Raw genomic sequence first — 13,160 nt, 5'->3', positions numbered from 1 at the left:
ATGAAAAAACTCTCCATAATTTCCCTTGGTATTTTAGCATGCTTTCAAATGGCTAATGCTCAGGTTATCTCTTCAAAAAAATGGGCGGATATATTCTCCTACAACAATGTTATCTCCATGAAAGAAGATAATGGGAAAATAATTGCAGCTGCAGAAAACGGGCTATTCTATTATACCATCTCGACAGGTGAAATTACGAAGTTATCCAAAGCAAACGGCCTTCATGAAGTAGGTATTTCCGCTTTTGATTACAATGCTCAAACCAAGATCGGGCTTATTGGTTATCAAAACGGCTCCTTGGATATTGTTACTCCGGACGGTGTTACTTATGTTGTAGATATCCCCATTGCTACAGGATACAACGGAAGCAAAAAAATCAATCATATATCAATTACAGGAGATAAGGCTGTTCTTTCAGTTGGCTATGGAGTCTCTATTTTTGATCTTAGAAAAAAAGAGTTTAACGATTCTGCTTTTTTTCTTGCAGGAGGTGTATACGAAGCGAGTAATGAAGCAACTATCGTAGATAATAAGGTATATTCTGTAACAAATACTGGTTTAAAGAGCCATGAAATGAATACGACTTTTCCGGTATTTTCTACCTGGACAACTGATGTCCCGGGAACATTTACCCAAATCGATTCTGATCCTGTTATTAGCTTTTCTTCTGCAACTACAGCATACATCTTTAATAATGGTGTCTCTACTCCACTTTCACAGACTTTTGGAAAAGTACAGGATATCGTAGTGAGTTCAAATGGCATTATTGTTACCGATCAGAGTAGGATTTACACTTTCAATACCAACGGAAACTATGTTGGGACTGCGAGTGTAGGAGAAGAATGTAATACCGCTATAAGGACAGGTTCGAAGATATATGGAGGAACTATTCTTTCGGGAATTAAAGATGAAACCAATAATGCATTTAAACCGGATGGTCCCTATTTCAACTATGCTTATAAACTTAATTTATATGGTGAAAATCGAATTTTAGTTTCAACCGGAGGTAGAGAAGCAAGATTCAACACTCCACTTATTAATGCTAAAAATCCGGGTTTTTACTACTTTAACGGAATGCAGTGGATATATTCATCTTATTTTATAGGACAAACACAGTCATTTAATATTTTAGATGCTGTAGCCGATCCGAGCAATTTGGATGAAGTCTATTTCACCAACTATGTATATGGAGGACAGGGTATTTACAAAATGAAATACAACAGCACAAATAAAGATTTTGATTTTACAAAATATTACAGCTTATCGCCACCTAATAACTTTGCCTATAGACCTGTAGGCTTAACTTATGATGATCAAAATAACTTATTTGCTACTGTAGGTTTCATGGACAATGGCTCTATGTCTGTGGTTCCATATGACAAAACTGCTGACAATTTTATCGTAAAGGAAATAGCAGGTCTGAGCCACGGTGTGCAGAAAGCTCTATATTATGAAAATCTTTTATGGGTACCGATCCCAAGGACGAACAACTTTTTAGTATATGATTATAAAAAGACTCCAACAAACGTATCTGATGACACCGCTTATATCCTGACTCAAGCCAGCGGATTTCCAACCAATTCAGGAGGAACGGTTTCTGTCGCCATTGATAAAGCCGGAGATGCGTGGATAGGTTCTGACACAGGACTACGTATTTTATCCAATGCGGTAACAGCCATTAAAGAACCCAATCCTACTGTAAACCCTATTATCATTGAGCAGAATAATCTAGGTGAGGAGCTTTTCCGTGATTCTCAAATTCTACAAATAGAAGTAGATGCAGGAGATTATAAATGGATTTCAGTAGATGGTGGAGGAGTATATTATCTGTCTTCAGATGGACAAAGAACCATAAAGCATTTTACAAAGGAAAATTCACCATTGCCTACGAACAGCATCACTGATATTAAAGTAGACAGAAAAACAGGAAAGGTATATTTTGCTTCTTACAACGGAATTGTAACCTATCAGGGAGATGTAGCGGATGTAACTTCGGGCTTCGGAAATGTAGTGGTGTACCCGAATCCTGTGGTATACTCCAATTTCAAAGGAAAAGTTACAATCAAAGGTCTGGCGGAAAAAACAAACATAAGAATAACTGATGTTGCAGGAAACGTCATTCACTCGGCAGTAGCAAGAGGTGGTTATTATGAATGGGACCTTAATAATCAGCGAGGAACCAGAGTAGCATCAGGTATCTATTTTGTCTTAATGACCAATGAAGATGGTTCTGATAAAGCGACCGCCAAAATAGCTGTGGTTAATTAATGAATTCACAAAAAGGATTTTTACTTTCATTTATCAAATACGGGGAAAATGATGCGGTTCTTCATTGCTTTACAGAAGAGGAAGGCTTTCAGACTTTTTTCCTGAAGGGGATTTACTCCAAAAGAAATAAGAAAAAAGCATTATTGCTTCCGTTAAACCAACTCAGTTTTTCCATTCCTGTGGGAAAAAGTAGCGGAATACCGTCCGTTATCAGATTCGAGTTGGTAAAAAACAACGATATGTATACCGATATAAAGATCAATACTGTAGTTTTCTTTATTTCAGATTTTCTTAATCAGATCCTGAGAAATGAACATAAAAATTCCAATCTTTATTTTTCCATTGACGAGTTTATTGATGAACTCTCTCTAAAGAATTATCAATCCCATTTGATTTTTTTAATTAAAATTTTAAAAATCCAGGGTGTAGCACCCCTACTCGACAATCACCAGTATCTGGATCCGGAAACAGGAACTTTTTCATCTCAACCGGCTCATCAATTATTCAGTCATGAGATCTCAGCCGCTTGGAAATCTATTATTTCTTCACAGAATCCTTATGAATTAAAAATTCATTCAGCATTAAGAAAGGATCTCCTGGATAGTATATTGGTTTATTACCATTACCATATTACAGACTTTAAGATTCCAACTTCCCTGGAAGTGATCCAGCAGATATTTGAGTAAGTAAATTACACAATCATGAGTTCATTTTTCTTATGGTTGTCATCGTTGTATGTTGTAAGGTAGCTGAATTGTGAAATTGTATTTAATACATTATTATTCTGCTCGCTTGCTTTTTAGCCAATTGCTCCCAGCTCAACTATTTCGTTTCTTCCGGCATTTCCGTTTGAGATTCCGCTATTTCCTTTTTGGGGAATTTTGGTTGAAGAATTTTAGATATCAGTCCGGTCCATCCTGTCTGATGAGAAGCTCCTACTCCACGCCCTGTATCACCGTGGAAATATTCATAAAAAAGAATGTAATCCTTAAAATCAGGATCTGTCTGAAACCTTGGATACTGTGAATTGACCGGCCGATTTCCATTTTCATCTTTAAGGAATATTTTTGCGAGTCTTTTACTTAGAGCATCTGCAATCTCCTCAAGATTAGAATAATTTCCACTGCCAGTAGGATATTCTACCATAAAATCAGGACTATAATAAAAGAAAAAACTTTGAAGACTCTCAATAATCAGAAAATTAATAGGAAACCAGATAGGGCCTCTCCAGTTACTATTTCCACCAAAAAGCCCACTATCACTTTCTGCAGGTGTATATTTTACAGAATAATCAACCCCATTGAGATTAATTGTATAAGGATTTTTTTCATATACTTTGGATAGGGCGCGCACACCATAATCACTTAAAAACTCGTTTGGATCCAGCATCCTGTTGAGGAGCCTCTTTAAGCGATGTCCTCTCAGCAGGGAAAGCAAATGCTTTGAATCCTGTCCCTTCACTTCCCAGTGCGAAACAAGGGCTGCCAGTTCGGGTTTGTTTTCCAATACCCAATGCATCCTCTTTTTAAAATTAGGAAGTTTTTCAATCACCTCATCGTCAATTACCTCAACCGCAAACATAGGAATGAGTCCCACTATTGTCCTTAATTTAAGATACATATGATTTCCATCACTGGAAGAAATAGCATCATAAAAGAACTCATCTTCTTCGTCCCAGAGGCCAAAGTTTTCATCACCCATATTATCAAGAGAATGGGCGATAGAAAGGAAATGTTCAAAGAATTTCATTGCCATCTCTTCATAAACCCTGTTATAGAGAGCCAGTTCTAAGGCAATTCTCATCATATTGAGTGCGAACATCGCCATCCAACTGGTTCCATCCGCCTGTTCCAGCTGTTCTCCATTCGGGAGTGTACTGTTTCTGTCGAAAACGCCTATATTATCAAGTCCTAAAAATCCGCCTTCAAAAATATTATTCCCGTTGTTATCCTTTTTATTCACCCACCATGTAAAGTTCATCAATAGCTTCTGGAAAGCACTTTCCAGAAATTCAAGATCAGGCTTATCCTTCAGATATTCATCGATTTTAAAAACTTTAAAAACCGCCCAGGCATGAACGGGTGGGTTTACATCACCGAAATCCCACTCATAGGCAGGTAACTGCCCGTTAGGATGCATATACCATTCGAACAGGAACAACTTTAACTGATATTTAGCAAAATCGGGATCAATCAATGAAAAACTTATGGCATGAAATGCCAGATCCCAGGTTGCATACCATGGATATTCCCATTTATCAGGCATCGAAATGATATGTTCATTATTCAGGTGTTTCCAATCGTAATTTCTTATTCTCCCACGGGATTTAGGTGGAGGCATTTCTGCAGGATCACCTTTCAGCCACTTTTCAACATTATAATGATAATACATTTTATTCCACAACAAGCCTGCAAATGCCTGCCTCTGAATCAGCTTTTCATCATCAGACCGGATTCCTTTCTGGATGTCATTATAAAAATCATCAGATTCTTTTTTTCTTGAATTGAAAATTGTCTCAAAATCCTGAAATGGTTCTGATAATTCTTTATCGGAGAGCCTAAACTCAAAGGTCTTTGTTTCTCCTGCATTAAAATCATCTTCAATATAAAAAGAGGCTTTTGTTCCCTTATTCTCCGGATTTATGGCCGATAAATTCTGATTAATGATAAAGTCATTAATTCCGTCCTTACAGTATCTTGATTTATTAGCCGAACGATATATCCGTTCATTATTGGTCTCATTATCACAAAACAATGTTTTCCGGGATTGTTTGGAATAGATATTTCTGACCTCAAGATCCTTATGCTCAATTTTAATCTTTGAAAATTCTTTTGAGCTTAGCAGAGGCTTATAATCATCATATCCCCAACTCCAGGTATTCCTGAACCAAAGTGTTGGTAATATGATAAGCGGGGCTTCATTTTCAGATTTATTGGTAACCGTTAATTGTATTAAAATATCATTTGCCCCTTCTTTAGCATATTCAATGAAGATATCGAAATATTCGTTTCTTTCAAAAATACCGGTATCTATCAATTCATATTCATCTTCATTTTTACTTCTTCCTGCATTGATGTTTAGCAGATCTTCATATGGAAAAGCATTCTGAGGATATTTATAAAGCATTTTCATGTAGGAATGGGTAGGTGTGGAATCGAGGTAATAGAAATATTCTTTAACATCTTCACCGTGATTTCCCTGGCCGTTTGAAAGACCAAAGAAACGCTCCTTTATCATCTTATCTTTTTTATTCCAGAGCCCTATGGAAAACACCAATTTCTGCCAGTCATCACAAATCCCGCAAATCCCTTCTTCCCCCCAACGATATGCCTTCGCTTCAGCAATATCATGATTGGTATAATTCCAGGCATCTCCATTCGCACTATAATCTTCACGTACCAATCCCCATTCCCTATTGCTTACATAAGGACCCCATTTTTTCCATTGTATATCAGAAAGTCTCTGCTTTTCTGTCATATATATAGTTTTAAGAATGAAATAGTAAATTAAAGGCAGATCATTATTTATCCGCCTGTGGAAAAGCTTTCAAAAGTCGTCATTCCTCCATCTACAAAAATGCTGGTTCCTGTTATATAATCTGCAAGATCACTCGCCAGAAAAGCGGTCAGGTTTCCGATATCTTCCGGTTGTCCGATTCTATTGTATGGAATTAGGTTAAGAAGACTGTTGAGTGCCTCGGGAGTATCCCAGGCATTTTTATTTATTGGTGTCTGGATAGCCCCAGGACAAATAGAATTAACTCTAATTTTTTGTGCTCCATACTCTTGTGCCAGGGTTTGCATCAGCATACGGATAGCCCCTTTACTTGATGCATAATTGGCATGGCCTCCCCATGGAATAATTTCATGGACAGAACTGATATGAATGATTTTCCCACAAGCCTTAGAACGAGAAAGGTCTATTCCCCTGCGAAGAAACTCCTTAATTGCTTCTCTGGCACAAAGAAATTGTCCGGTAAGATTAACCCCAATTACAGCATTCCACTGATCCATGGTCATTTCAGTGAATTTAGCATCTTTCTGAATCCCGGCGTTATTAACAAGAATATCCACAGTCCCGAATCGGGAAATCACTTCCTGAAACATAGCGATCACCTGATCTTCTTTCGAAACATCACACTGATAGGTGATTCCTTTTCCTCCAGCATCCGTTATTTCTTTTAAGACAGCTTTGGCTTCCTCAACGGATCTTTCTGAAGAATGATTAACAATGACCGTGGCACCTGCTGAAGCTAAGGATTTAGCGATTCCTGTACCTATTCCACTTGATGCTCCCGTAACGACAGCCACCTGATTATGAAGGGATATTTCCATATTTTTTATTTGATGTTACTCAAAGTTAGTGGAAAGATCGCGCCAAGCAGAATTTTTTTACTTTAAAATTTTCTTAAAGTTTTTTATACATCAGCCGTTGCGGACCACTCCGTCCCATTCTGGTTTTTCCCTCGAATATGTAGCCTACTTTTATGTACAGCTCATATGCAGAAATATTGTTTTCATTGACAGCAAGAACGATTTCATCACAATCTTTAAAATGATTCTTTACAAAATCATCTACAAGGCTCATAGCAGCTTTTCCAATGCCTCTCCCCTGAAAATCGGGATTAATAGACAATGATCTTAATAAAACAGATTTCGTATTATGGGTAAGATCCAGTTTATCATCACCGAAATCCAAGGCAAAATAGCCTGCAGGATTATCATTTTCAAAAATCGTCACAGAAAATCCCTTACCATCATTTCTTTCTCTGATTCTCTCTATAGCAAATTCGGCAGTTGATGTATACTGCGATTGAACGTCATCCAATGTATAGTTAACTCCGGAAAAATCTTCGTGCTTGTAAAATTCTAAATGAATCATATTAATGGTGGTAAATATCGTTATACATTACTCCGGCGCGGATCTCCACAGGTAGTTTATTTTCTTCGGGAACAACCGGACAGTTATAATCATAAGCGTTATATGCACAATACGGTTGATAAGACTGGTTAAAATCCAGAATAAGAGTGTTTCCTTTCGGAATTTTAAGGTCCATATATTTTCCGCCACCATAAGTTTCTTTTCCATTGGTGAGGTCACGGAAAGGAAGGAAAAGATAGTCTTTATATTTTTCTTGTTTTAAAAGATCCAGACTTTGATATAAAGTAAGCGTATACTCCTGCCCTTCCAACGTAAAGCTAGCCTTACCATATTCTTTATATTGTTTAGTCTTTCCTGATGAAGTAGGAATTTCAAACGGTTCAGCATTAGCTGTTCGTACCAGCTTAGCTTCTACTCTGTATTTTAGATCCACAGGAAAAAAAGGATGTGCTTTAAAATTTTTAAAATTATCTCCTCTTAAAGGAGTTTCTTTAGGATTTAAATACTCTGCATTAAGGTTCTTCTGGAATTTTTTGATTTCAACCTTCTCCTTAAGGATTGATTTCTGTGAAAAAACGAAACAAGGAAACAGCAGCAATAGTAACAGGTATCTTTTCATTATTCATCTATTAAAGGTTAAAATTACAATAAAAAGTCCCATTAATTTTAATTAAAAATTATAATTTTTTGTGTTTTTCTAGCATAGTTTTTGGAAAATAACGAACATGAATAGAAAAGAGTTCATTAAAACAGGTATCATTGGAATATCTGGCTTTTACTTTTTAGGTACGCATCTTTTATATGGTTCCGCTCCAAAATCTCCTGAAAAAACAGAAATTTTGGATGCCCCTGTCATTATTATCGGTTCCGGATATGGAGGCGCCGTAGCAGCTTTACGCTTATGTGAGGCGGGAAAAAAAGTATTAATGCTTGAAATGGGACTGAATTGGGAAAAATCCGGGATTCCTTTTTCCAACTTATTAAAACCCCGAGAAAGTGCTGCATGGCTGAAAAAGAAGACCATTGCACCATTTATGAACCTGTTCTCTTTAAAACCTTTTACAGGTGCATTAGACCGACTGGATTTTGAACATATCAATATCTGGATGGGAAGAGGTGTTGGTGGAGGATCTATCGTAAATGGCGGAATGGCTGTAACCCCTAAAGAAAGTTATTTTAAAGAAGTTTTTCCACAGCTCGATGCTGAAATGTTTTATGATTACTATTTTCCTCTCGCCAGAAAAGAACTGAAGGTCAATGTGATTGACGAACAGTTTTTGCATGATTGTCCTTATTATAAATTTACAAGAGTAGGTGAAGAAGAGGCTCATAAAGCAGGCTTTAAAACCATCCGCGTTCCGAATGTGTATGATTTCAAATACATGGAGAGAGAATATAAAAATGAAGTTCCGAGATCTGCGCTTAATACAGAAGTGATCTATGGAAATAATCACGGTAAAAACAGTCTTGATAAAACGTATTTAAAAAAAGCATCAGATACAGGAAATCTTGAAATACTGGATCTCCATTCAGTTACTGCCATCAAATTAAATGATGACAAAAGTTATACACTGGATGTTACACAGATCAATACCTCTGGAGAAGTAATCAAAGAGAAAATTTTTCATTGTAAAAAGCTGATTGTATCTGCAGGAACTATGGGAACTTTAGAGCTTCTTTTAAAATCCCATGCGAAAAACCAGCTTCCACTCAACAATAATGTAGGGGAAAATTGGGGTAATAACGGAAACTTTATGACCGGTAGAAACTGGGTCAGACCTCTGTCCGGAGGTACAGGAGTTCAGCAATCCACTATTCCTGTAGGTGGAGTTGATAACTGGGAAGATAAAGAACATCCTTTTTTCACGGAGATTGCACCATTGCCAATGGGTATGGATGTGGCTACTGCACTATATCTGCTAATCAACAGAGTTGATAAAAAGGGAAAGGTATCTTTTGATACCACAACTCAAAGACTCCATATTGACTGGAATGAAAGTCATACAAAAAAGATGAGAGAGAATGCAGATTATTTTATCCGGAAAATGAACCGGGCTAATGGAGGTACCAGAAGCCATTTTCTTTTTAAAAATGGTTTTGGGCCTAATATATGTTATCATCCGTTAGGAGGTTGCGTATTAGGTGAAGCCACCAATCAATATGGTAAATTAAAAGATCATGAAAATCTTTTCATCCTGGACGGATCTTTAATTCCGGGAACCATTGGCGTGAATCCTTTTGTAACGATTGTTGCAATTACTGAATACTGCATTGAAAACTTAATCAGGCAAAATGAATTCGACTAATCCTGAGTCTTTATCATCGTAAGGTACTTTCGTACTTTACTTTCGTGCTCTTCAGGATATGAAGTTTCGAGCTTTCTGGCTAGGTCAGTTCCTATTTCATGAAAAAGATCTGCATATGCCAATAAAGCATTCCAGTTTTCTTCAATACTACTTCCGGAAAAAGTAGCTTCAATCCTTTTCCATAGATCTGGAGACAAATACTTTTTGAATAGTCTTCCGTGTTTATTGGTCGTTATATTGTTCCATCCGTTTTCACTGGCAATATACCATTCCAGCAAAGGAACAAGATAATCAGTTCTGATTACATCCTCACTCATAAATTTAGCATAAAAAATATCTTCACGCTTAAGGCATTTTGCCACATAAGTTGTGTCCCACCAGAAATCATTCATCAGTTGCTGAAACCTTTCCGTTGTGGGTTTTTTAATCATCACAGACTGATAAGTCGGGTCCTTCAGATTCTTTGTCAACTCATCTTTGTCGATCAGAACTTTATAGCCTACGTCCCAATCTTCAGGAAGCTCATCTTTTTTTATTTCTTTTATAAATTCAGATTTTTCATAGAGTTTGAAGTCCACTTTCACAAGATCTTCATACAAAACCATTTTCATTGCATGGACTCCGTCAAAAAATGTTTCATCTTCTTCTACCATAGAAATGGGCACCCCAAAAAGTTCTAACCATGACTTATCAGATTCATATGGTTTCATTTTTTCAAAGACAAGTTCAATATCCAGATCACTAAAATCATCAACAGGAGCATAAGAATTTACTAATGAGCTGGTTAACAAAACAGCACGAATATCCGGATTCGTTTTCGCCCAGTCAATGATCTGTTGTAATTTTTTTTCTCTGGTTTTCATTTAATAAGATTCTGATATTTTCACTCTGTATACATCCATTGCATTTCTCTTAATGGATTGTACAAAAAATCCACCTTCTTCAGGAATGACTTCTTTAAGATCAAAACTTTTACAATCTTTTGGCAATCCTGAAAATATGAGTGTAAACCAAAAATCCCGCATAAAAGGAACCGGAGTCCAGTCCGGAAATATTGTAATATTTTCAGCGTGGATCAGCTTACTTTGATGCTCCGAACTGTTATCAAAAAGATACGTGGTATTCCATATCCGGATCAGGTTACCCAAAAAAGGAGAGGCCGGGAAGCAGCAGTGCACAATAACCTGCTTCTCCTCTTCCATTTTTGTCTTAAGGGATTCAAGAAGTTCTCTGGCAATAATAGGCTTTACAACAATTTCTTCCACGGCTTTATATGAATTGCAAATAATATATCCTGCAAATTTATTTAAATTTCAATTGAAATGTATATTTTGAATAGATTATGATTGTGTTAAGGAATTTTTACTGGAAAAGTACTTTACAATATAAAAGCCAATTCATTGGAATCGGCTTTATTACTATTATTGATATTGTTTTAAAATAAGCACACTATTTATTCTTTACTTTCGTAATAAATAATCTAATTCATCGAGTTCTTCACTTCTCCAATTTTGTCTTGTACAAAATACTTTACATAACTTTGCAGTAGTGAAAATTTCTTTTTCTAAGTTCTTAAATTTTATCTGTTCTTTAAATATAATTTTTTCTGTTCTGTGATTTTCAATACATTCAATTAGACAATTATCTTTACCTGTCATTTTAATTCTTATATAAAAAGAACCATCAAAAAACAAAAGATCTGCATATTCAGAAATCCCAAGTTTAATATTGCTAATTGATTTAATCCAGTTGTTCATAATTACAATTACAAAATCATTCCAGTTTTTTTCCGGGAAAGAAAAATCACCAAAGTCCAAATGGACAACTCCTGTAATATTCTCTTTATATTTTTCGAAAGAGCTTTCATTTATAGATATTCTTACTGTATTCATATTATTTTCTTACTTCGTTTCTATCTACTTTTTCTCCACATGATAAACAAGCTTAATTTTCTCCCAAAAACGCCCTCATCAATTTCAGTGAGGGCGTTTCCTTATAAAAGAAATTTATTTCTAATATCTTTTATCTATACTAATAATGCAGCTCCAGCTTCTCTTTCGTATAAGCTCTCACTTTATCTGTAAGTTCAGGATTATCTGCAAGTTTTTGTCCGTAAGAAGGGATCATTTCCACTAATTTGTCTTTCCACTCCCCGTGAAGTTTTTCACCGAAGCACTTCTCAAGAACATTAAGCATAGCATAAACAGCAGTAGAAGCTCCCGGTGAAGCTCCCAGTAAAGAGGCAATGGTTCCACTCTTATTAACAACCACTTCGGTTCCGAATTCCAGTTTTCCGCCTTCCTTTTCATCTTTTTTAATAACCTGAACTCTTTGTCCGGCTACTTTTAATTCCCAGTCTGCTTCATTAGCATCTTTAACAAACTCTCTCAAATGCTGCATCCTCTGGGCTTTCGTCATGGCTACCTGCTGAATAAGATATTTTGTCAAAGGAATATTATGCCACCAGGCCCCGAAAAGGGATCGTATGTTTTTTGTATTCACACTTTCAGGAAGGTCAAGATAACTACCCTCTTTTAAAAACTTTGTTGAAAAGCCGGCGAAAGGTCCAAACAGGAGTGCTTTTTTACCGTCAATAATTCTAAGGTCAAGGTGAGGAACAGACATTGGCGGAGCATCTACTGTAGCCTGTGTGTATACCTTAGCCTGATGTTTTTCTACCAGCTCAGGATTATGCGTCACCAGCCATTCACCCGAAACAGGAAAACCTCCATACCCTTCACTTTCCTTAATATCTGAACTATCAAGCAACGGAAGCGCATAACCTCCGGCACCGATGAATACAAAATCTGCAACTACTTCTTGTTTGTGATTGTGAATTCTGTCTTTAACCTTCATTTCCCATTGTCCATTTTCTCTGGGATCAATATCTTTTACTTCATGATATAAAAAAACCTCCACATTGGAATCTTCTAATAAATGCCTTCCCATTTTTCGGGTAAGGGAACCAAAATTAACATCCGTTCCCAGATCCATTTTGGTTGCTGCCATTACTTCAGAAGCATTTCTCTTGCTCATCACTAAGGGAATCCATTCCCGCAGTTTTTCATGATCCGTAGAATACTCCATTCCTTTAAATAAAACGGATTTCACCATCTTATCATGGCGCTTTCTCAGATATTCTGCGTCCTTATCTCCAAATACCAGACTCATGTGAGGACATGAATTGATAAAATCTTTTGGATCTTTGATATATCCCTTTTGAAGTAAATAGGACCAAAATTGTTTGGAAATTTCAAATTGTTCTGCAATACTTTCTGCCTTTGAAATATCAATGGTCCCATCTTCTTTTTCCGGAGTATAATTCAATTCGCAAAATGCTGAATGCCCTGTTCCGGCATTATTCCAGGCTGCTGTACTTTCTTTGGCAAACCTGCCAAGCCTTTCAAAAATTGCGATCTCCAGATCGGGATCAAATTCGTGGAGTAATGTGGCTAAAGTGGCACTCATGATACCACCCCCAATGAGTACAACGTCATATTTTGGTTTTGGCGTTCTGCTTATAAGCGAATGTGACATAACATAAAATTTACTACTAATTTCGTGAAAAGTTTTAAAAAGAAGATTGCGTTTAAGGATTTTAACACAAAAGTTATTAAGAATATCTAACCTGTATCTGCACTAGAAAAAGTACAAAATTTTAGGTTAAATTTTGTACACCATTCAGATTATGGATTGATGAATACG

General features: G+C 36.5%; 11 protein-coding genes. 3 read left to right on the top strand and 8 right to left on the bottom strand.

Annotation, left to right across the window (positions count from 1 at the left end; genetic code table 11):
- Both ACNFU2_RS18015 and recO read left to right on the top strand, forming a co-directional pair.
- Positions 1-2,268 carry a hypothetical protein gene (locus ACNFU2_RS18015; protein WP_418122556.1) on the top strand — a complete coding sequence of 756 codons (2,268 nt, stop codon included), beginning with the start codon at positions 1-3 and terminating at the stop codon, positions 2,266-2,268.
- Positions 2,268-2,954, top strand: a complete 687-nt coding sequence (gene recO, locus ACNFU2_RS18010; RefSeq protein ID WP_418122553.1) for a DNA repair protein RecO — start codon at positions 2,268-2,270, stop codon at positions 2,952-2,954. The genes ACNFU2_RS18015 and recO overlap by 1 nt, the downstream gene beginning before the upstream one ends.
- Before the next feature lie 136 nt (positions 2,955-3,090).
- Here the strand turns inward: recO and ACNFU2_RS18005 are convergent, their stop codons facing one another.
- From ACNFU2_RS18005 to ACNFU2_RS17990, 4 genes are all read right to left on the bottom strand, one after another.
- Complete coding sequence (locus ACNFU2_RS18005) at positions 3,091-5,745, bottom strand: MGH1-like glycoside hydrolase domain-containing protein (protein WP_418122551.1); 2,655 nt, start codon at positions 5,743-5,745, stop codon at positions 3,091-3,093.
- 47 nt (positions 5,746-5,792) lie between these two features.
- Positions 5,793-6,602, bottom strand: a complete 810-nt coding sequence (locus ACNFU2_RS18000; RefSeq protein ID WP_345990558.1) for an SDR family oxidoreductase — start codon at positions 6,600-6,602, stop codon at positions 5,793-5,795.
- A 73-nt stretch (positions 6,603-6,675) separates the two neighbouring features.
- Positions 6,676-7,149, bottom strand: coding sequence for a GNAT family N-acetyltransferase (locus tag ACNFU2_RS17995; RefSeq protein WP_418122548.1), 474 nt, complete (start codon positions 7,147-7,149; stop codon positions 6,676-6,678).
- Between the two features lies 1 nt (position 7,150).
- Positions 7,151-7,768, bottom strand: coding sequence for a DUF1684 domain-containing protein (locus ACNFU2_RS17990; protein WP_411251270.1), 618 nt, complete (start codon positions 7,766-7,768; stop codon positions 7,151-7,153).
- Between the two features lie 106 nt (positions 7,769-7,874).
- Here ACNFU2_RS17990 and ACNFU2_RS17985 point away from each other — a divergent pair, with 106 nt between their 5' ends.
- Positions 7,875-9,455, top strand: a complete 1,581-nt coding sequence (locus ACNFU2_RS17985) for a GMC family oxidoreductase N-terminal domain-containing protein (protein ID WP_418122545.1) — start codon at positions 7,875-7,877, stop codon at positions 9,453-9,455.
- Here ACNFU2_RS17985 and ACNFU2_RS17980 read toward each other — a convergent pair.
- From ACNFU2_RS17980 to mqo, 4 genes are all read right to left on the bottom strand, one after another.
- Positions 9,452-10,318: an AadS family aminoglycoside 6-adenylyltransferase gene (locus ACNFU2_RS17980; protein ID WP_418122543.1), complete on the bottom strand. Its 867-nt coding sequence runs from the start codon at positions 10,316-10,318 to the stop codon at positions 9,452-9,454. The genes ACNFU2_RS17985 and ACNFU2_RS17980 overlap by 4 nt on opposite strands.
- Positions 10,319-10,720: a hypothetical protein gene (locus ACNFU2_RS17975; RefSeq protein ID WP_418122541.1), complete on the bottom strand. Its 402-nt coding sequence runs from the start codon at positions 10,718-10,720 to the stop codon at positions 10,319-10,321.
- Positions 10,721-10,915: 195 nt separating this feature from the next.
- Positions 10,916-11,347, bottom strand: a complete 432-nt coding sequence (locus tag ACNFU2_RS17970) for a hypothetical protein (RefSeq protein WP_418122538.1) — start codon at positions 11,345-11,347, stop codon at positions 10,916-10,918.
- A 139-nt stretch (positions 11,348-11,486) separates the two neighbouring features.
- Complete coding sequence (gene mqo, locus ACNFU2_RS17965; protein ID WP_306614479.1) at positions 11,487-12,992, bottom strand: malate dehydrogenase (quinone); 1,506 nt, start codon at positions 12,990-12,992, stop codon at positions 11,487-11,489.
- Positions 12,993-13,160: the final 168 nt, after the last annotated feature.

Origin of the sequence: Chryseobacterium sp. PTM-20240506 (assembly GCF_048296755.1) — a bacterium.
Classification (GTDB): Bacteria; Bacteroidota; Bacteroidia; order Flavobacteriales; family Weeksellaceae; genus Chryseobacterium; species Chryseobacterium proteolyticum.
This window is presented reverse-complemented; position numbering and strand designations above follow the sequence as displayed.

What these genes read in the sequence shown, in the direction of transcription:
- ACNFU2_RS18015 (WP_418122556.1), top strand. Translation starts at nt 1, where the DNA reads ATGAAAAAACTCTCCATAATTTCCCTTGGTATTTTAGCATGCTTTCAA.
- recO (WP_418122553.1), top strand. Translation starts at nt 2,268, where the DNA reads ATGAATTCACAAAAAGGATTTTTACTTTCATTTATCAAATACGGGGAA.
- ACNFU2_RS18005 (WP_418122551.1), bottom strand. Translation starts at nt 5,745, where the DNA reads ATGACAGAAAAGCAGAGACTTTCTGATATACAATGGAAAAAATGGGGT.
- ACNFU2_RS18000 (WP_345990558.1), bottom strand. Translation starts at nt 6,602, where the DNA reads ATGGAAATATCCCTTCATAATCAGGTGGCTGTCGTTACGGGAGCATCA.
- ACNFU2_RS17995 (WP_418122548.1), bottom strand. Translation starts at nt 7,149, where the DNA reads ATGATTCATTTAGAATTTTACAAGCACGAAGATTTTTCCGGAGTTAAC.
- ACNFU2_RS17990 (WP_411251270.1), bottom strand. Translation starts at nt 7,768, where the DNA reads ATGAAAAGATACCTGTTACTATTGCTGCTGTTTCCTTGTTTCGTTTTT.
- ACNFU2_RS17985 (WP_418122545.1), top strand. Translation starts at nt 7,875, where the DNA reads ATGAATAGAAAAGAGTTCATTAAAACAGGTATCATTGGAATATCTGGC.
- ACNFU2_RS17980 (WP_418122543.1), bottom strand. Translation starts at nt 10,318, where the DNA reads ATGAAAACCAGAGAAAAAAAATTACAACAGATCATTGACTGGGCGAAA.
- ACNFU2_RS17970 (WP_418122538.1), bottom strand. Translation starts at nt 11,347, where the DNA reads ATGAATACAGTAAGAATATCTATAAATGAAAGCTCTTTCGAAAAATAT.
- mqo (WP_306614479.1), bottom strand. Translation starts at nt 12,992, where the DNA reads ATGTCACATTCGCTTATAAGCAGAACGCCAAAACCAAAATATGACGTT.